Annotated in this window: 16 protein-coding genes; 2 read left to right on the top strand and 14 right to left on the bottom strand. The window is 72.8% G+C overall.

Annotation, left to right across the window (positions count from 1 at the left end):
* Positions 1 to 41: 41 nt before the first annotated feature.
* The 3 genes from ACFC96_RS15525 to ACFC96_RS15535 form a co-directional block, all read right to left on the bottom strand.
* Complete coding sequence (locus ACFC96_RS15525) at positions 42 to 1,388, bottom strand: NAD(P)/FAD-dependent oxidoreductase (protein ID WP_376258853.1); 1,347 nt, start codon at positions 1,386 to 1,388, stop codon at positions 42 to 44.
* Positions 1,389 to 1,629: 241 nt separating this feature from the next.
* Positions 1,630 to 2,439 carry a peptidoglycan recognition protein gene (locus ACFC96_RS15530; RefSeq protein WP_376612659.1) on the bottom strand — a complete coding sequence of 270 codons (810 nt, stop codon included), beginning with the start codon at positions 2,437 to 2,439 and terminating at the stop codon, positions 1,630 to 1,632.
* Between the two features lie 103 nt (positions 2,440 to 2,542).
* A complete protein-coding gene (locus ACFC96_RS15535) occupies positions 2,543 to 3,367 on the bottom strand; it encodes an SDR family NAD(P)-dependent oxidoreductase (protein ID WP_376612661.1) in 825 nt (274 codons plus the stop codon).
* A gap of 120 nt (positions 3,368 to 3,487) precedes the next feature.
* Here ACFC96_RS15535 and ACFC96_RS15540 point away from each other — a divergent pair, with 120 nt between their 5' ends.
* The gene (locus tag ACFC96_RS15540) at positions 3,488 to 4,159 is read left to right on the top strand and encodes a TetR/AcrR family transcriptional regulator (RefSeq protein WP_376612663.1); all 672 of its coding nucleotides are present in this window, start codon (positions 3,488 to 3,490) and stop codon (positions 4,157 to 4,159) included.
* Between the two features lie 4 nt (positions 4,160 to 4,163).
* Here the strand turns inward: ACFC96_RS15540 and ACFC96_RS15545 are convergent, their stop codons facing one another.
* Positions 4,164 to 5,270 carry a PP2C family protein-serine/threonine phosphatase gene (locus ACFC96_RS15545; protein ID WP_376258847.1) on the bottom strand — a complete coding sequence of 369 codons (1,107 nt, stop codon included), beginning with the start codon at positions 5,268 to 5,270 and terminating at the stop codon, positions 4,164 to 4,166.
* Between the two features lie 87 nt (positions 5,271 to 5,357).
* Positions 5,358 to 5,846 carry a GNAT family N-acetyltransferase gene (locus ACFC96_RS15550; RefSeq protein WP_376258844.1) on the bottom strand — a complete coding sequence of 163 codons (489 nt, stop codon included), beginning with the start codon at positions 5,844 to 5,846 and terminating at the stop codon, positions 5,358 to 5,360.
* A 63-nt stretch (positions 5,847 to 5,909) separates the two neighbouring features.
* Between ACFC96_RS15550 and ACFC96_RS15555 the strand changes: the two genes are divergently transcribed.
* Positions 5,910 to 6,836, top strand: coding sequence for a TIGR01777 family oxidoreductase (locus tag ACFC96_RS15555; protein WP_376258842.1), 927 nt, complete (start codon positions 5,910 to 5,912; stop codon positions 6,834 to 6,836).
* Positions 6,837 to 7,063: 227 nt separating this feature from the next.
* Here ACFC96_RS15555 and ACFC96_RS15560 read toward each other — a convergent pair whose 3' ends face one another.
* From ACFC96_RS15560 to ACFC96_RS15600, 9 genes are all read right to left on the bottom strand, one after another.
* Positions 7,064 to 7,582 carry a DUF4240 domain-containing protein gene (locus ACFC96_RS15560; protein WP_376258947.1) on the bottom strand — a complete coding sequence of 173 codons (519 nt, stop codon included), beginning with the start codon at positions 7,580 to 7,582 and terminating at the stop codon, positions 7,064 to 7,066.
* Positions 7,583 to 7,685: 103 nt separating this feature from the next.
* The gene (locus ACFC96_RS15565; RefSeq protein ID WP_376612665.1) at positions 7,686 to 8,657 is read right to left on the bottom strand and encodes a helix-turn-helix transcriptional regulator; all 972 of its coding nucleotides are present in this window, start codon (positions 8,655 to 8,657) and stop codon (positions 7,686 to 7,688) included.
* A gap of 19 nt (positions 8,658 to 8,676) precedes the next feature.
* Positions 8,677 to 9,450, bottom strand: a complete 774-nt coding sequence (locus ACFC96_RS15570; RefSeq protein WP_376258838.1) for a VOC family protein — start codon at positions 9,448 to 9,450, stop codon at positions 8,677 to 8,679.
* A 98-nt stretch (positions 9,451 to 9,548) separates the two neighbouring features.
* Entirely contained in the window at positions 9,549 to 12,248 is a 2,700-nt protein-coding gene (gene aceE / locus ACFC96_RS15575) for a pyruvate dehydrogenase (acetyl-transferring), homodimeric type (RefSeq protein WP_376612666.1), read from the bottom strand.
* A 284-nt stretch (positions 12,249 to 12,532) separates the two neighbouring features.
* Positions 12,533 to 13,156, bottom strand: coding sequence for a GntR family transcriptional regulator (locus tag ACFC96_RS15580; RefSeq protein WP_100592131.1), 624 nt, complete (start codon positions 13,154 to 13,156; stop codon positions 12,533 to 12,535).
* A 115-nt stretch (positions 13,157 to 13,271) separates the two neighbouring features.
* Positions 13,272 to 15,041: a 2-oxoglutarate dehydrogenase, E2 component, dihydrolipoamide succinyltransferase gene (gene sucB, locus ACFC96_RS15585; protein ID WP_376612668.1), complete on the bottom strand. Its 1,770-nt coding sequence runs from the start codon at positions 15,039 to 15,041 to the stop codon at positions 13,272 to 13,274.
* Between the two features lie 132 nt (positions 15,042 to 15,173).
* On the bottom strand, positions 15,174 to 16,562 hold the full coding sequence (gene lpdA / locus ACFC96_RS15590; RefSeq protein ID WP_376258832.1) for a dihydrolipoyl dehydrogenase: 1,389 nt from the start codon (positions 16,560 to 16,562) through the stop codon (positions 15,174 to 15,176).
* Between the two features lie 283 nt (positions 16,563 to 16,845).
* Entirely contained in the window at positions 16,846 to 18,381 is a 1,536-nt protein-coding gene (locus ACFC96_RS15595) for a leucyl aminopeptidase (RefSeq protein WP_376612670.1), read from the bottom strand.
* 126 nt (positions 18,382 to 18,507) lie between these two features.
* Positions 18,508 to 19,290 (bottom strand): adenosylcobinamide-GDP ribazoletransferase, encoded by a 783-nt coding sequence (locus tag ACFC96_RS15600; protein WP_376612672.1) that lies wholly within the window; start codon positions 19,288 to 19,290, stop codon positions 18,508 to 18,510.
* Positions 19,291 to 19,354: the final 64 nt, after the last annotated feature.

Raw genomic sequence — 19,354 nt, forward strand, 5'->3', positions numbered from 1 at the left:
ACAGGGACCTTATAGAGGTCGGATCTGTGATGGGGTCTGGGTCAGGCTGCCGCCGGCAACCGGTCGGCTGTCGGGGACAGTTGGACGCCCAGGTCCGCGAGGATCGCGTGCGCCGCCCGGCGGCCCGAGTGGAGGGCGCCCTGCACCGTGCTCGTGCCGCGGTGGTCGCCGCACACATAGAGCCCGTCGAGGAGCCGCACCGGGCGGCGCAGGTCGTGCGGGGCCGGCATCGCGGGCACCGCCTCCGGGTCGTGGTGGACCGCGAGGGTCTCCCAGTCGGAGGTCGACGTGCCGTAGAGGGCGGCCAGTTGGGCCCGCAGCTCGCGCTCGGGCGGCGGCGGGCCGAGGACCGTCGAGGAGACGAGCGCACGGCCGGCCGGGGCGCGGGTCGGGTCGACCTGGCTGATCACCGCGGTGTACGCGACGGGGCCCAGCCGGTCGGCGTCGAGGAGCAGCGCCGGGTCGGCGAGCGGTGGCTCGGGGACCGCGTGGTGGACGACCGTGACGGGGTGGAAGTCCGGCACCCGCAGTCCCGGGAGCAGCCCGGCCGCGGCGCGCGCCCCGGTCGCCAACAGGGTCGAACGGCAACGGAGTTCGCCGTGTTCCTCGGTCGTCACCGAGTTCGCGGAGACGGCGGTGACGCGGACGCCGGTGCGGACCGTGCCCGCCGGGAGCCCGGCGGCGAGCAGCTCGGGCAGCGCGTCCGCGCCGCCCTCGGGGACGCAGAGGCGGCCGCGCGCGTAGGCGTGCAGGGCGAGGTCCGCACACCGGCTCGACGAGGTCAGGTCCGGGTCGCACAGGAGTGCCGACAGGAGGGGGCGCACAAAGCCGTCGAGGGTACGGGCGGGCAGCCCGCGGCCGAACAGCGCGTCGGAGGCGGGGAGTTCGGGGCGCGCGAGGAGACGGGGGACGGGCGTCGCGGCGAGGCGGGCCAGGGCCCTGGCGAGCCGGGCGTGGTCCAGGGGGCTGCCGAGCGGAGCGGTGGGGCGCGGGCTCCTGGCGGTGCGGGGGCGGGGCACCCGGGGGGCGCTCGCAAGGGCGCGCGCCGTTGTGAGTGCGCCCTTTGCGCGCCGTGGGGCCGGGAGCTCTCCGGCGCGATGGCGGCGGCCGTCGCTGTGCACCAGCACACCGGGCGAGAAGGAGCGCAGGACGAGGGCGTCCAGGCCCGGGTTGCGGCGCAGTTCGGGGTACGAGGTGCACAGGAGCCGGCCGATCCGGTCCAGGCGGAACCCGTCGACCTTCTCGGTGGACATGCGGCCGCCCACACAGGGGCCGGCCTCCAGGACCAGGGTGGGGACGCCCGCCCTGGTCAGGCGATGGGCGGCCAGGAGTCCCGCGACCCCGGCTCCCACGATGACGACGTCCGCGTGCTGTGCGGGCTCAGGCACGTGCGCCTCCCTGGCGGTTGTGCGGCTGGTGAGAGCCGTCGTTCGTACCCCGGGCCGTCCGGCCGGCGCACGAAGGCGGGCTCCGAAGGCGTCCTACCCCCCGGCGAACCCGCGTACGGCTCCGGAACACCCGGGCTGTACCCGAGTCCGTCGAGGGTAGGTCCGGGCCCCGGCACAGGGAGTCGCGCGTAGCCCGGGCACGGTCGCACGGGGGGCGCCCGGGGCCGCCGAGCGAAAGGCGCTAGCGCCCCTGGAGCGCCGCCGCCTGCTTCCTGATCTCCGGGAGCGCGGCCATCAGGGCCTGGCCCGGGCAGTACGTCTCGTACGCGTCCCGGTGCGCGGCGACGGCGTTGAACTCCGCTGTCTTCCCCTTGGGGAAGCGGCTGAGGCTGTTCGTCGAGGTGAGGCGGACGCGGGAGCGCGGGTCGATGTCCGCGAGGCCCAGCTTCCAGGCGGCGAGCTCCGCGATGGACTCCGCCATGGCGGGAGGCACCGGGGTGCCCGCGTCGAAGGTGCCGATGGCGGCGATGCCCGCCGTGCCCCGGTTGAAGCCCTGGGCGTGCGCCCCCACGACCGCCCTGTCGACACCGCCGGCCCGGCCCTCGTAGATCGTGCCGCACTTGTCGACGAGGAAGTTGTAGCCGATGTCGTCCCAGTTCCGGCCGCCGGCCTGGTCCGCGTACAGGTAGCGGATGATGCGGGGCGTGTCGGCGCAGTCGTAGCCGTTCGGCGAGTCCGTGTGGTGGATGAAGACCGCCGTGACGCGGTCGGTGTACCGGGCGGGCGGCCTGCGGTACGCGGCGTCGGCCAGCCACTTGGCCCGCGGCACGATCCGGGGCAGCGCGGCGGTGTGCGCACCGTCGACCGACCGGCGCGCCGGTACGGCGGCCGGTGGCAGCACCGGCGCGGCCTGATCGGTGAGGCCCGCCGCCTGGCCCGGCTTCGCCGCCGGACCGCTGTGTCCGGGCCCCACGGTCGCGGCACACAGCAGCAGGAGGCCGAAGGCCGCGACCCCCGGTGCGCTGCACAACGCCATACGGAAGACGCGCATACGTGCCACTCTCCGTCGCGCGCCCGGGGCCCGCCCCGCACGCGGCGCCGTACGAGTGAATCCGCGGGCCCCGTCGCGGGTCGGAACCCGTCTCCGCCGCAGGTCAGAAGTGCGTACCGCCGTCGATCCTGACCTCGGTGCCGGTGATGAACCTGCCGTCGTCCGAGCCGAGCATCGCGACGACGGACGCCACGCTCTCCGGTCCCGCGAAGCCCTGGCCGATGGCCGGCGCCAGCTTCATGAACAGGCTCATGTCGGCGTCCTCGGGCAGGCCCGGGCCGCTGCTCTGCCGGCTGGCGCCGGAGCCGTCGGTCATGCCGGAGGAGATGGATCCGGGCTGCACGGCCGTGAACCGGATGCCCTGCTTGCTGTACTCGCTCGCCAGGGCGTGCGTCATGGACTGGATGCCGCCCTTGCTCGCCGCGTACGCCGCCATGTACGGGTGGGCGAACGTCGCCGACGTCGAGCTGAAGTTGATGACGGCGGAGTCGTCACCCGCGAGGAGCGCGGGTATCGACTCGCGGATCATCAGGAACGTGCCGGCCAGGTTGATCTGCAGGACCTGGTTGAAGTCGGCGAGGGACGTCTCGTGGGTGTGCGAGGAGCGCAGGATGCCGGCCGCGTTGACCAGCACGTCCAGGCCGCCGAGCGTCTCGACGGCGGCGGCGACGCCCGCGCGCACGGAGGCCTCGTCCGCGACGTTCACGACGACCGTGGTCAGCCGGTCCGCGGTGCCCGCGGCGGTCGCCTTCTCGACGGTGTCCTTCAGGCCCGCCTCGCTGACGTCGGCGGCGACCGCGCGGGCGCCCTCGGCGAGGACCCGCAGCACGGTGGCCTGGCCGATGCCGGAGCCACCGCCGGTGACGAGTACACGACGGCCTTCGTAGCGGTTCAGGTTCGGGCTCATGTGCTGCTCCACTTCGTTCATTTTTTTCACGATCCGCGTCACCGGGATCGCCGGATTCGCTGTCCACCGTACGCCTGGGTGGCACGTTTTGCCATAACGTCAGAACGTGCAGGTTTGTTCCCGGACGCATAGGCTTCCCCGGTGAGCCCCACGAACGATCAGCGCAGTCCGCAGCCCTCCCTGACCGAGCGGCGCAAGGCCGCCACCCAGCTGGACATCGCCCGCGCCGCCGCCGAACTCTTCGCCGAGCACGGCCCCGACGGCACGACGGCCGAGGACATCGCCCACCGGGCGGGCGTCGCGCTGCGCACCTTCTACCGCTACTTCCGGGGCAAGCAGGACGCGGTCGGCCCGCTCCTCGCCGCGGGCGGCGACGCCTGGCGCGCCCTCCTCGCGGACGCCGAGCCCGGCGCGGACCTGCGGCTCACCCTGGAGACGGCCGTCACCGCCACACTCTCCGCACCCGGCGACCACGGCCCCGAACAGCTGGAGACGACCAGGGGACTGCTGCGCGCGGCCCAGGACGACGCCGCGCTGCGGGCCGTCTGGTACCGGGTCAACCAGGAGTCGGAGGAGCGCCTCGTGCCGGTCCTCGCGCGGCTCGCGGGCGAGCGGGCGGACCCCCTCGACGTACGGCTCGCCGCCGCCGCGGCCACCGACGCCATCCGGATCGCCCTGGAGGCCTGGGCCGTCACCGACGCGCCGGCGACCGGCGCGACCGGCTCGCCGGCGGTCCTCGCGCTGCGCTGCCTGCGCGAACTGACGGGCGGCATCAGCCTGCTGGGGGACGGTCGGGGCGCCGGCCGGCAGTGACCCGTCAGTCGTCCGACGGGTCGATCTCCGGTGCGAACACGAGCAGCGTCAGATCGTCCCGTACCGTCCCCGCGAACCGCACCACGTCCCGCCACAGCGCGTCCGTCAGCTCCGCCGGATCCTCCGCGCCGAACCTGACCAGACGCTCCGCCAGCGGATAGAAGGCGCCGGACGAGTCCCGCGCCTCGATCAGGCCGTCCGTCAGACCGAGCAGCCGGTCCCCCGGCCGCAGCCGCACCGTGAGCTGCTGCGGCGGCGAGAGGCCCGCGATCCCGAGCCCGAGAGGCGCCCCGGGCGGCACCGGGAGCTCGATGACCTCCCGCCCGCGCAGGAGCAGCGGCCGCGGGTGGCCGCACGAAAGGGCCCGCACCACCGGGGAGTCGTCGGGGAACTCGAGCAACAGCGCGGTCGCGAACAGTTCGGCGTGCTCCTCCTCGGCCGAGTCGACCACCAGCCTGCGGTCGAGGCGCGCCGCGACCCCCTCCAGGTCCGCCTGGTCGAGCACCGCCTCACGGAACGCGCCGAGCAGCCCCGCCACCGTCCCCACGGCGGACAGCCCGTGGCCCTGCACGTCACCGATCACGGCCCGCACCCCGGCCGGACTCCTGCGTACGTCGAACAGGTCGCCGCCGACCAGCGTCCCGCGCTCGGCCGCCCGGTACAGGCCCGCGCAGCGCACCGTGCCGACCCGGTCGCGCAGCGGCGGAAGCACGGCGAACTGGGCCGCCTCCGCGACCGTGCGCACGGTGACGAGCTGGTGGTCGCGCCGGCTGCGGACCCAGCCGATCAGCACACTGAGCAGCGCCACGAAGGAGACCGTGAGCACGTCGCTGTTGCCGGGGTGCCCGAGGTTCATGAAGGGCACGTTCAGCAGGACGATCACGATGCCGCCGAGCAGCGCCGTGGCGGCGGGCCCGTACGTGAGGGCGGCCAGCGGCGGGATCGCCCCCAGCAGGAATCCGAGGTCCAGTTTCTCCTCGGTGACCAGCTGGGCCGTGCACAGAGCGACGAGCAGCGCGACCGGCAGCGCTCGCACCCAGCGCGGCGGCGGTGCCCCACGCAGCCAGGCCCGCTCCTCGCCGTCCCGGCGACGCGACAACGCCCCGGTCATCGGCGGGCTCCTTCCCATGGACCCTTTCACGCTCCTACGGGAGGGCCGTCACCGCACCCCGGGCGGGTCCGTGAGAACCGCGCCCCGCTACAGGGCCTGGCCCATGAGGACGTCGTCCACGTACTTCCCGTCGAGCAGGAACTCCTGAGGCAGGACGCCCTCGACCACGAATCCCTCGGACTCGTACAGGGCCCGCGCGGGGCCGTTGTGCCCGAGCACCCGCAGCGTCATGCGGCGCGCGCCGGCCGTGCGGGCGCGCTCCACCGCAGCGCGGACCAGCGCCCGGCCGACTCCCGCGCCCCGCGCCTGTGCGGCGACCGCGAGGCCCTGGATCTGCCGGACATGGGTGTTGGCGGCGAGCGACGTGGGGTAGGCGATGCGCACGTAACCGGCGAGTTGCCCGTCGAGCTCCGCGACCAGATGGTCCCGCGGCCCGAACCGCTCCGAGAAGAACGGGTCGTACGGCGGCTGTGGCTGCGGCTGGACGGCGTGCAGCGTCGACCAGGCGGCACGGTCGAGCCGGGCGAGCCCGTCCTCGTCGTCGGGGCGGGCGAGACGTATGAGCGGCTGCGGCATGAGGGCCACTGTACGACCGGTCCACAACCGGCCGCCGGGCGATTCACGCGGCAGGATGGACCCATGACCCAGAGCGAATCCGCACCCGTACGACGCTCCCGGTTCGCCGTCGCCGGCGCCTCCGGCCTCATCGGTTCCGCCCTGACCCGGTCCCTGCGCGCCGACGGGCACGACGTCGTCCGCCTGGTCCGCAGAGAGCCGGCGGCCCCGGACGAGGTCCGCTGGGACCCGGAGCGGGGGTCCGTCGACGCGGCCGGGCTCTCCGGGTGCGACGCGGTCCTCAACTTCGCCGCCGTGGGCGTGGGCGACCACCGCTGGACCGACGAGTACAAGAAGAAGATCCGCGACAGCCGGGTCCTCGGCACCGCGACGCTCGCCGAGGCCGTCGCCACGCTCGAACAGCCTCCCCGCGTCTTCGTCAACGGCAGTGCCGTCGGCTACTACGGAGACACCGGCACGCGCGCCGTCGACGAGAGCGCGCCGCCCGGGGACGGATTCCTGCCCCGGCTGTGCGTGGAGTGGGAGGAGGCCGCGGCGCCCGCCCAGGAGGCCGGAATCCGCACCGTGTTCGCGCGGTCCGGGCTCGTCGTGTCCCGCGACGGCGGGGCCTGGGCGCGGCTCTTCCCGCTGTTCCTGGCCGGGCTCGGCGGACGCATGGGCGACGGCCGCCAGTACTGGTCGTACATCGCGCTGCACGACGAGATCGCGGCCCTGCGGCACATCCTCGCCACGGACGAGCTGTCGGGCCCCGTGAACCTCACCGCCCCGCACCCCGTCACGAACAGCGAGGTGACCGCCGCGATGGGACGCGTGCTGCACCGCCCCACCCTGCTCACGGCGCCCGCCCCCGCCCTGCGCCTGGTCCTCGGCGAGATGGCGGGCGACGTCCTCGGCAGCACGCGGGCCGTGCCGACCCGGCTCCTGGAATCAGGCTTCACGTTCGCGTTCCCCGGCATCGAGGAGACGATCCGGGCAGCAGCCGCGCGGTGAACTCCCGGGCGCCTAGGGCCTGTCGTCACATTCCCGTCTGTCCGGCGGCGTCCGGCACGCACTCCCCCTGGCTCTCGGCTCTGCTCGAGCAGGGGGGACCCCCATGCGGCGTTGCCGAAGAGCCCTGGTGGCTCCGCTACCAGGGCTCTCCGGCGCCTTGCGATCGCACGCACCGGACGCCGCCGGGCCCGCCCCTCGGGCGGACGACGGGAACGTGACGACAGGCCCTACGACCCGAAACGCTCGGAGAGCTTCGGGTACAGCCGCTCGAGTTCCGCCGCGTTCTCGAAGTCGACCGGCGTGCCCTCCGGCTCCGGGGGCGCGGCCGGGATGCCGAGATCGGGTGCCACCGCGCCGGTCAGCTCCTCGTACGCCTCGTCCGCCGCGTACCCGAGCTCCTCGCCGTCGCCGTCGATCTCCTCGTCGAATTCGCCCAGCAGGTCGGCGAGCGTGTCCGGTTCGTGCAGCGCGCCCTCGAAGACCTCCCGGCCCTGGCCGATCAGCCAGCAGCGGAAGTAGTCGAAGGCGTCGTCGCTCGCCCCGCCGAGCAGCACCCACGCGGCGCCCCACAGATCCCAGCGGTAGGCGCGGTGGTAGCGGGACTCGAAGTGACGGGCGAAGTCGAGCACCGCGTCGGGGTCGGCCTGGAGCAGCCGGTCGACGAGCAGCTCGGCATGGTCCTCGGGGTCGCCCTCGGCGGCCTCGCGGGTGCTGTCCACGATCTCCCAGAACTCCGTCTCGTCCATCACGGGACAAGCATCTGCCTTGGGGGTCGGGGACGCACGCCGAGTGACGGAGCTGCGCCAGTTCGTTATGCGCGCACATGCCGAGGGCACGGCGCCCGGCGGCTCAGCGGTAGCGGTCCGCCGTCCGCCGCGCCGCGTCGGCGAAGCGCTCGCGCAGACCAGCGGGAGCCAGGACCTCCGCCTCGGGCCCGAGCGCGAACAGCTGGCCGTACGCGACGTCCTCCGACTCGACCGGCAGAGTCACCGTCACCCACCCCTCGTCGTCGGGCTCGCCGGCCGACTCCCGCGCCGCACGCACGGACACGGGCTCGGTCACGTGCGGAAGCTGCCGCAGCCCCGAGGGGGACAGCCGCAGGACGACCTCGGCGCGCAGGATGGACCGCGCGAACTGCTCGGCCCGCTCCTCCCAGAACCCCGGCAGGTCGAACTCCTCGTCCCGTACGAAGCGTTCCTCGCCCGCCTCGACGCCGATGAACCGGTCGATCCGGTACACCCGGTGGGTCCCGCCGCACGCGACGCGGGCACACAGATACCAGACGCCCGCCTTCAGGACGAGCCCGTACGGCTCCAGCTCCCGCTCGACCTCGGCCTCGTCACGGCGGTAGCGGGCGCGCACCACCCTGTCGTCCCACACCGCGTCGGCCACCGCGGGCAGCAGCTCGGGCGTCCGCGGCTCCTTGAACCAGCCGGGCGCGTCCAGATGGAAGCGCTGCGCCGCCGTGCGCGAGGCGTCCCGCAGCGAGGGCAGCAGCGCCGCCGACACCTTCAGCCGTGCGGCCGACGCCGCGTCCTCGAGTCCCATCTCACGCAGCGCGCCCGGTACCCCGGACAGGAACAGGGCCTCCGCCTCGCCGCGCGCCAGCCCCGTCAGCCGCGTCCGGTAGCCGCCGATCAGCCGGTACCCGCCCGCCCTGCCCCGGTCCGCGTACACCGGCACGCCCGCCTCGGACAGCGCCTGCGCGTCCCGGGTCACCGTCCGCTCCGAGACCTCCAGTTCGCGCGCCAGTTCACCCGCCGTCATCGACGGCCGGGACTGGAGCAACAACACCATCTTGATCAGGCGGGCGGCACGCATACGCCCATGATGCGTGCCCTCAGCGCGGGGGGTACGTGAGGACCGCGAACGAGGCCCCCTGCGGATCGGCGAGCACCGCGAACCGGCCCGGCTCGATCGTCTTCGGGTGCACCAGGATCTGCCCGCCGAGCGCCTTGCAGCGGGCCGCCGTCGCGTCGGTGTCCCCGACGGCGATGTACACCGTCCAGTGCGCCGGCAGATCCTCGGGGCACGAGTCCGACGCCATGTCGAGCATGCCGCCGAAGGGCTCGGTGTCGACACTCCATTCCGTGTAGCCGGCGCCGCCCCCGTGGGGGTGCCGCTTCGCGCCCCAGCCCAGTACGGACTGGTAGAAGTCCTTGGAGCCGTCCGGATCGCGGGTGAGCAGCTCGAACCAGCAGAAGCTCCCCGGCGCGTTCACGACGCCGAAGCCCGTGTTCGAGATCGGCTGCCACAGACCGAACGCGGCTCCCGACGGGTCCTGACAGACCGCGAAGACGCCGTCCTCCGCGATGGTCTCCGGGCCCGTGACCACCGTGCCGCCGTTGCCCTTCACGCGCGCGATGACCGCGTCGACCCCGGCCGACTGGTAGTACGGCAGCCACGCCGGCCGTTCCTTCGGGCTCCTGGTCGGGCCGATGCCCGCGACCGGTTCCTCACCGGACCGGAAGAGGCCGTAGGTCTGCGACCGCGGATCGGACACCACTTCGCTGCGCCAGCCGAGGAGCCCCTGGTAGAAGAGCCGAGCCGCGTCGGTGTCGGGCGTGGAGAGGTCCGCCCAGCAGGGTGCTGACGGGGTTTTGGAGATCTTCATGGACGTACGGCTCCCCTGAACGGCGCCCCCCTGGACCTCCTCATTCACGCACGCGTGCCCCGCCCCGGCAATCGGGACGGGGCACGCGGGACAGGGGACTACAGGCCGTAGCGCTCGCGCGCCTCCTTCACGGCCGAGGCCTTGACCTCGCCGCGGCGGGCGAGCTGGGCCAGGGCCGCGACGACGATCGACTGCGCGTCGATGCCGAAGTGGCGGCGGGCCGCCTCACGGGTGTCGGAGAGACCGAAGCCGTCCGCACCGAGCGAGGTGTAGTCCTGCTCGACCCACTGCGCGATCTGGTCGGGGACCTGGCGCATGTAGTCGGAGACCGCGAGGACCGGGCCCTGGGCGCCGTCGAGCGCCTTACGGATGTACGGAGTGCGCTCCTCGCCGCGCAGGATCGCCTCGTCCGCCTCCAGGGCGTCGCGGCGCAGCTCGGTCCAGGAGGTGGCGGACCACACGTCGGCGGCGACACCCCACTCCTCGGCGAGCAGCTTCTGCGCCTCGAGGGTCCAGTGGATCGCCGTGCCCGAGCCGAGCAGCTGGATGCGGGGGGCGTTGGCGGCCGCGACGTTCACCCCGGCCGACTCGGCGGTGTTGAAGCGGTACAGGCCCTTGAGGATGCCCTCGTCCACGCCCGCGGGCTTGGCCGGCTGCGGCATCGGCTCGTTGTAGACCGTCAGGTAGTAGAAGACGTTCTGGTCCTCGCCCGGGGCCGCCTCGCCGTACATCCGGCGCAGACCGTCCTTGACGATCGCGCCGATCTCGTAGGCGAACGCCGGGTCGTAGGTCAGCGCGGCCGGGTTGGTCGCCGCGATGACCGGCGAGTGACCGTCCGCGTGCTGCAGACCCTCACCCGTCAGCGTCGTGCGGCCCGCGGTGGCACCGACCAGGAAGCCGCGGCCCAGCTGGTCGCCGAGCTGCCACATCTGGTCGGCCGTGCGCTGCCAGCCGAACATCGAGTAGAAGATGTAGAAGGGGATCATCGCCTCGCCGTGCGTGGCGTACGAGGAGGACGCGGCGATGAAGTCCGCCATGGAGCCGGCCTCGGTGATGCCCTCGTTGAGGATCTGGCCGTCCGTGGCTTCCTTGTAGTACATCAGCTGGTCGCGGTCGACCGGCTCGTACGTCTGTCCCTTGGGGGAGTAGATGCCGAGCGACGGGAACAGCGACTCCATGCCGAAGGTGCGCGCCTCGTCCGGGACGATCGGCACCCAGCGCTTGCCGGTCTCCTTGTCGCGTACGAGGTCCTTGACCAGGCGTACGAACGCCATGGTCGTCGCGACCGACTGCGAGCCGGAGCCCTTGTCGAAGGACGCGAACGCCTTGTCGGCCGGGGCCGGCAGCGGAGCGATCGCGTGCGTGCGGCGGGCCGGGGCGGGGCCGCCGAGGGCAGCGCGGCGCTCCTGGAGGTAGCGGACCTCGGGGGAGTCGGCGCCCGGGTGGCCGTAGGGGACCTGGCCGTCGACGAACTGGCTGTCGGAGATGGGCAGTTCAAGGAGGTCACGCATGTCCTTGAACTCGTCCACCGTCAGCTTCTTCATCTGGTGGTTGGCGTTCTTGGACTCGAAGCCCTTGCCCAGCGTGAAGCCCTTGACCGTCTGGACCAGGATCACGGTCGGCGCGCCCTCGTGCGACAGGGCCGCACGGTAGGCCGCGTACACCTTGCGGGGCTCGTGGCCGCCGCGCGAGACCTGGAAGCACTCGGCGATCTTGTCGTCCGTGAGCAGCCTGCCCAGCTCGACGAGCGCGGGCTCGGAGCCGAAGAAGTGCTCGCGGATGTACGCCGCGTCGCGCGTCGCGTACGTCTGGAACTGGGCGTCCGGCACCTCGCGCAGCCGGCGCACGAGCGCGCCGGTCGTGTCGAGCTGGAACAGCTCGTCCCAGGCGGAGCCCCAGAGCGTCTTGATGACGTTCCAGCCGGCGCCGCGGAACTGCGCCTCCAGCTCCTGGACCACGCGGAAGTTGGCGCGGACCGGGCCGTCGAGGCGCTGCAGGTTGCAGTTGATGACGAAGGTCAGGTTGTCCAGACCCTCACGCGAGGCGAGCGCCAGGGCCGCGGTGGCCTCGGGCTCGTCCATCTCGCCGTCACCGAGGAACGCCCACACGTGCGAGGCGGAGACGTCCTTGATCTTGCGGTTGGTGAGGTAGCGGTTGAACCGCGCCTGGTAGATCGCCGACAGCGGGCCGAGGCCCATGGAGACGGTCGGGAACTCCCACAGCCAGGGCAGGCGCCGCGGGTGCGGATACGACGGCAGGCCGTCGCCGCCGGACTCCTGGCGGAAGCGGTCGAGCTGCTGCTCGCTCAGGCGGCCGTCGAGGAAGGCGCGGGCGTAGATGCCGGGGGAGGCGTGGCCCTGGATGTAGAGCTGGTCACCGGAGCCGTCGCCCTCCTTCCCCCGGAAGAAGTGGTTGAAGCCGGTCTCGTAGAGCCAGGCCGCCGAGGCGAACGTGGCGATGTGGCCGCCGACGCCGTACTTGGAGCCACGGGTCACCATCGCGGCCGCGTTCCAGCGGTTCCACGCGGCGATCTTCAGTTCCAGCGCCTCGTCACCCTCGATCGCCGGCTCCGCGGCGGTCGGGATGGTGTTGACGTAGTCGGTCTCGAGGAGCTTCGGCAGCGCCAGGCCCGAGCCCTCGGCGCGCTCCAGCGTGCGGCGCATCAGGTACGCGGCACGGTGCGGCCCGGCCGCCTTGGTAACGGCGTCCAGGGAGGCCTGCCATTCGGCGGTCTCCTCGGGGTCGCGGTCCGGGAGCTGGTCGAGCTCGCTCGGCTGGATTGCGGAGGGGTCGGTCATTGCGCCGCCTTCCTGAGTCGGAGGGGGGTTCCCTTAGCGGAAAGGGTGGGGGTGCCCTAGGTCTTTGGCAGGACAGGGCGTGGGTCCCTGGTGGAGACCCGTCGGCGACTCTAACTCCCTGATCGATGATCGATCAAAGGGTTGAAGGGGAAAACTTCCCCAGACGGAGAAAGTGGGCATCCGGTGCCATTGAACAGGGCACCGGGTGCCTTGATATCGAAGGCGGGACGCCGGATACGCGCAGGTGGGGGCGGTGGCGCGACGACGTCTGAGCGGGGTGTGGCTCAGGCGCGCGGGGCGCAGCCGAGCACGTGCGCCTTCACCAGCTCCGCGATCGCGGGATCCCGGCGCCGGAACGCGGCCACGAGCGCCTCGTGCTCCTCCGCGTACGACTGCTGGACGGTGCCCAGCCACCGGATGGACAGGGCCGTGAACACCTCGATGCCCAGGCCCTCCCAGGTGTGCAGGAGCACGGAGTTCCCCGCGGCACGCACCAGCTCGCGGTGGAAGGCGACCGTGTGCCGCACCTGGCCCGTCCCGTCGGCCTCCTGGTCGGCGCGGTAGAGGGCCGCCACATGGGGTTCGAGGGCCGAGCAGTCCTCGGCCAGCTTCCCGGCCGCCAGCTCCGCCGCGATGGCCTCGAGGCCGGCCCTGACCGGGTAGCTCTCCTCCAGGTCGGCGGCCGTCAGATTCCGCACCCGGACGCCCTTGTTGGGGGCGGACTCGATCAGGCGCAGGCTCTCCAGCTCCCGCAGGGCCTCCCGCACGGGCGTCTGGCTGACCTCGAGCTCCGTCGCGATGCGGCGTTCCACGATGCGCTCGCCCGGCTTCCAGCGCCCGCTGACGATCCCCTCGACGATGTGCTCGCGGATCTGTTCGCGCAGCGAGTGGACGACGGGCGCGGTCATGATGGCTCCTCCAGAGGGGGCAGGGACCCCAAGGTGCGTTGACCTCTAGACAATACGGCGGCGCCCCCGTCCGGAAGACCTCCGGACGGGGGCGTACGCGCTGATGAGACGAGAGTTACAGGCCGAGCTCGACCTCGAACTCGCCGGCCTCCAGGATCGCCTTGACCGCGGTCAGGTAGCGGGCGGCGTCCGCGCCGTCCACCAGACGGTGGTCGTAGGAGAGCGACAGGTACGTCATGTCCCGGACGGCGATGGTCTCGCCGAGGTCCGGGTGGTTGATGACGACCGGACGCTTCACCGTGGCGCCGATGCCCAGGATCGCGGCCTGGTTCGGCGGCACGATGACGGTGTCGAAGAGCGCACCGCGCGAGCCCGTGTTGGAGATCGTGAAGGTCGCACCGGACATGTCGTCCGGCGTGAGGCCGCCACCGCGGGCCTTGCCGGCCAGCTCGGCGGTCTTCTTCGAGATCCCGGCGATGTTCAGGTCGCCCGCGCCCTTGATGACCGGCGTCATCAGACCCTTCTCGGCATCGACGGCGATGCCGATGTTCTCCGAGTCGAAGTACGTGATGGTGCCTTCGTCGTCGTTGATCCGGGCGTTGATGACCGGGTGGGCCTTCAGCGCCTGGGCGGCGGCCTTGACGAAGAACGGCATCGGGGAGAGCTTGACGCCCTCACGGGCCGCGAACGCGTCCTTCGCCTTGGCGCGCAGCTTCATCAGCTTGGTGATGTCGACCTCGACGACCGAGGTCAGCTGGGCCTGCGAGTGCAGCGCCTTCATCATGTTGTCGCCGATGACCTTGCGCATGCGGGTCATCTTGACCGTCTGGCCACGGAGGGGGGAGACCTCCAGGGCCGGGGCCTTCGCGGCCGCCGGAGCGGCAGCGGCGGCGGGGGCCGGGGCGGCCTTCGCGGCCTCGGCGGCCGCGATGACGTCCTGCTTGCGGATACGGCCACCGACGCCGGTGCCCTTGACGGTGCCCAGGTCCACGCCGTTCTCCGACGCGAGCTTGCGGACCAGCGGGGTCACGTACGCGCCGTCGTCACCGGCGACCGCGGCGGGGGCCGGGGCGGCGGGGGCGACCGGAGCGGGAGCGGCGGCCGGGGCCGGAGCCGGGGCGGCCGGAGCCGCGGGGGCGACCGGAGCCGGAGCGGCGGCGGGGGCGGGGGCCGGAGCAGCCGGGGCCGGGGCCGGAGCCGCGGGGGCAGCCGGGGCCGGGGCCGGGGCGGGGGCCGGAGCAGCCGGGGCGGCGGGCGCGGCGGCGGCCGGAGCGGCGCCGGGGGCACCGATGACGGCCAGCTTGGCGCCGACCTCGGCGGTCTCGTCCTCGGCGACGGAGATCTCCAGGAGAACGCCGGCGACGGGGGAGGGGATCTCGGTGTCGACCTTGTCCGTGGAGACCTCGAGCAGGGGCTCGTCCTCCGCGACCTCCTCGCCGACCTCCTTCAGCCAGCGGGTGACGGTGCCCTCGGTGACGGACTCGCCGAGAGCGGGCAGCACGACGTCGGTGCCGGAAGCGGCACCGGCGGGGGCGGCCGGAGCGGCCGGGGCGGCGGCCGGGGCCGCGGGGGCCTCGGCGGCGGGGGCCGGAGCGGCGGCCGGGGCCTCGGCAGCGGCGGGAGCCGGGGCGGCGGCGGGCGCGCCCGTGCCGTCGTCGATGACGGCAAGCTCGGCGCCGACCTCGACGGTCTCGTCCTCGGCGACCTTGATGGAGGCCAGGACGCCGGCGGCGGGCGAGGGGATCTCGGTGTCGACCTTGTCGGTCGAGACCTCGAGCAACGGCTCGTCGACCTCGACGCGCTCGCCCTCGGCCTTCAGCCAGCGGGTGACGGTGCCCTCGGTGACACTCTCACCGAGCGCCGGAAGGGATACGGAAACCGACATGGTTTCTGTTGCTCCTTAGTGGGGTCTCCCCTGCTCGAGCGATGTTGAGAGCTTGGGGGAGTGCGGAAGTCTGTGGTCGGTCGTCGCGCCCAGGGGACGACAGGGACGACTGGGTCCAGCCTGCGGCCTGACCTAGTCGTGCGAGTGCAGCGGCTTGCCCGCGAGGGCCAGGTGGGCCTCTCCGAGTGCCTCGTTCTGCGTCGGGTGGGCGTGGATGAGCTGGGCGACCTCGGCGGGCAGCGCTTCCCAGTTGTAGATCAGCTGGGCTTCGCCGACCTGCTCGCCCATACGGTCGCCGACCATGTGGACGCCGACCACGGCACCGTCCTTGACCTGGACGAGCTTGATCTCGCCCGCGGTCTTGAGGATCTTGGACTTGCCGTTGCCCGCGAGGTTGTACTTCAGAGCGACGACCTTGTCCGCACCGTAGATCTCCTTGGCCTTGGCCTCGGTGATACCGACGGAGGCGACCTCGGGGTGGCAGTACGTCACCTTCGGCACGCCGTCGTAGTCGATCGGGACGGTCTTGAGACCGGCCAGACGCTCCGCCACCAGGATGCCCTCGGCGAAGCCGACGTGCGCGAGCTGGAGCGTCGGGACGAGGTCACCGACGGCGGAGACGGTCGGCACGTTGGTCTGCATGTACTCGTCGACCAGGACGTAACCGCGGTCCATCGCGATGCCCTGCTCCTCGTAACCGAGGCCGGCCGAGACCGGGCCGCGGCCGATGGCGACCAGGAGGACCTCGGCCTCGAAGGTCTTGCCGTCGGCGAGGGTCACGCGGACGCCGTCCTGCGTGTACTCGGCCTTCTCGAAGAAGGTGCCGAGGTTGAACTTGATGCCGCGCTTGCGGAACGCGCGCTCCAGGAGCTTGGAGCTGTTCTCGTCCTCGACGGGCACGAGGTGCTTGAGGCCCTCGACGACGGTGACGTCGGTGCCGAAGGACTTCCACGCGGAGGCGAACTCGACGCCGATGACGCCGCCGCCGAGGATGATCGCCGACTGCGGGACACGGTTCAGCGTCAGCGCGTGGTCCGAGGAGATGATGCGGTTGCCGTCGATCTCCAGGCCCGGCAGCGACTTCGGCACGGAGCCGGTCGCGAGGAGCACGTGGCGGCCCTGGACGCGCTGGCCGTTCACGTCCACGGAGGTGGGGGACGACAGGCGGCCCTCGCCCTCGATGTACGTCACCTTGCGGGAGGCGACGAGACCCTGCAGGCCCTTGTACAGGCCGGAGATCACGTCGTCCTTGTACTTGTGGACGCCCGCGATGTCGATGCCCTCGAAGGAGGTCTTGACACCGAACTGGTCCGCCTCGCGCGCCTGGTCGGCGATCTCGCCGGCGTGCAGCAGGGCCTTCGTCGGGATACAACCGTTGTGCAGGCAGGTGCCGCCGAGCTTGTTCTTCTCGATCAGGGCGACGTCCAGGCCCAGCTGCGCTCCGCGCAGGGCCGCGGCGTAACCGCCACTGCCACCGCCGAGGATCACTAGGTCGAAAACGGTGCTGGCGTCGTTCGCCACGTCACGTCCTCCATGCATGTGCGCCGTACGCCGGTCTGCAGTGACCGGGCGGCGGCTGGTGTCCGGCCGCTTTTTTATGCTTCGGCCCTGTGGTGGGGGCCCTGTCCTGCCGAGAACCCATCTTCGCACTTGTCGGAGGCGGACGGGACGCCGGGCCCGGGGGTGAGACGGCGGTTACACCTGAAACCCGGGTGAGGGGGTCCGGGAGGCTGCGGATTTCGTCGAAAGCGAACAGCCCCCGGGTGCCGTCGCACCCGGGGGCTGTCGAGCCGTGCCCTACGCGTCAGCCGAGGTCACCGTCGGCCGTGCGCTCCGCGAGGCGCACCAGCGTACGGACCGCGGAACCGGTGCCGCCCTTGGGCGTGTAGCCGGACGCGCCGCCCTCGTTGTAGGCCGGGCCCGCGATGTCGAGGTGGGCCCACGTGATGCCCTCGCCGACGAACTCCTTGAGGAAGAGGCCGGCCACCAGGCCGCCGCCCATGCGCTCGCCCATGTTGGCGATGTCGGCGGTGGCGGAGTCCATGCCCTTGCGCAGGTCGGAGGGGAGCGGCATGGGCCAGGACGGCTCGCCGACCTCCTCGGCCACCTCGTGGATCGACGTACGGAAAGCGTCGTCGTTCGCCATGATGCCGAACGTGCGGTTGCCGAGCGCCAGCATCATCGCGCCGGTCAGCGTGGCGACGTCGACGATCGCGTCGGGGGTCTCCTCGGAGGCCTTGGCGATCGCGTCGGCCAGGACCAGGCGGCCCTCGGCGTCCGTGTTCAGGACCTCGACGGTCTTGCCGGAGTACATGCGCAGGACGTCACCCGGGCGGGTGGCCGAGCCCGACGGCATGTTCTCGGCGAGCGCCAGCCAGCCGGTGACGTTCACCTTGAGGCCCAGACGCGCGGCGGCGACGACGGCGGCGAACACGGCGGCGGCGCCGGCCATGTCGCACTTCATCGTCTCGTTGTGCCCGGCCGGCTTGAGGGAGATGCCGCCCGAGTCGTACGTGATGCCCTTGCCGACGAAGGCGAGGTGCTTGTCCGCCTTGGACGACGTGTAGGAGAGCTTCACCAGGCGCGGCGGGGCCTCCGAGCCGGCGCCGACGCCGAGGATGCCGCCGAAGCCGCCCTTGACGAGCGCCTTCTCGTCGAGGATCTGCACCTTGATGCCGTGCTCCTTGGCCGCGGCCGAGGCGACGGCGGCGAAGGCCTCCGGGGTCAGGTCGTTCGGCGGGGTGTTGACCAGGTCGCGGGCGCGGTTGAGCTCCTCGGTCACGGCGAGGGCGCGCTCCACGGCGGCCTTGAACGCCTTGTCGCGGGGCTTGGCACCGAGCAGGGCGACCTCGGCGAGCGGCGCCTTGCCGTTCTGCTTGCCGTCCTGGGCCGATTCCTTGTAGGCGTCGAAGGAGTAGGCGCCGAGCAGGGCGCCCTCCGCGATCGCGCCCGCGTCACCCGAGTCCTCGACGGGCAGGGCGAACGCGGCCTTCTTCGCACCGGCCAGCGCGCGGGCGGCGGCACCGGCGGCGCGGCGCAGGGCCTCCGCGTCGTACGTCTCGTCCTTCTCCGGCACCGGACCGAGACCGACGGCCAGGACGACCGGGGCCTTGAAGCCGGAGGGGGCGGGGAGCTTCGTCACCTCACCCTCACCGCCGGAAGCGCCGAGGGTCTCCAGGACGGCGGCGAGCTTGCCGTCGTAGGCCTTGTCCACGGCCTCCGCGCCGGGCGCGACGACGAGCCCTCCGGACTTGGATGCAGCACCCTTCGCCACACCGACGACGATCGCGTCGGCACGCAGGCCGGACGCGGCGGCGGTGCTGAGAGTCAGAGCAGTCACGGTGGTGAGGTCCCTACTTTCATGGTGTTTGAACGAGTTCTGACGGGCCGTGGGGTGTATGGCCTCTTGGGGAGCCTACGCCCGTGTGCGCGAGGGTGCGCTTCCCGGTGGGCGACCGATGCCGTGTCAGCCGAAGGTGAGGACGACGAGAGCCGCCGTGGCGGCGGTCTCGGCGACCCCGCCGAAGACGTCACCGGTCACGCCGCCGAAGCGTCGCACGCAGTGGCGCAGCAGGAGTTCGGCCGCGCAGCAGGCCAGTACGGTGGCCGCCGCGCCGCGCACCGCACCGTACGCCGAGCCGGCGACGGCGCCCGCGGCACCGGCGGCGCACACGGTCACGGCGGCGGCGAGCAGCGCCCCGCGCACCGGCACCGTCGCGGCGACGGCCGCGCCCAGGCCCTCGGGCCGGGCCGGCGGGACGCCGGCGCGCGAGGCCAGGGTGAGCGCGAGCCGGGCGGTGAGTGCCGAGACGACGGCGGCGAGCGCGCCGCGGGCCCACGCATCCGCGTACAGCTCGGTGAGCGCGGCGACCTGCGCGAGGAGCGTGAGCACGAGGGTGAGGACGCCGAACGGGCCGATGTCCGACTGCTTCATGATGCGCAGCGCGTCCTCGGCCGGCTTGCCGCTGCCGAGGCCGTCGGCGGTGTCGGCGAGTCCGTCCAGGTGCAGCCCCCGGGTCAGCGCGGCCGGGACGCTCACGCTCGCCACCGCCGCGAGCAGGGGTCCGGCGCCGAGCAGCGTCAGGATCCCGCCGAGCGCGGCGGCGGCCAGGCCCACGACGAGTCCGGCGACGGGGGCGCAGAGCATTCCGGCGCGGGCCGCCTCGCGGTCCCATCGGGTGACCTTGACCGGAAGCACGGTGAGGGTGCCGAAGGCGAAGCGGAGGCCGTCGGCCGGGGTTGCGGGCATCCCGGCAGGCTACCCGGGGGGCTCAGCACAGCGGGCGGCGCCTGTGCCCCGGCGGCAGGATGGC

The sequence above is a fragment of the Streptomyces sp. NPDC055955 genome (assembly GCF_042270245.1).
Classification (GTDB): Bacteria; Actinomycetota; Actinomycetes; order Streptomycetales; family Streptomycetaceae; genus Streptomyces.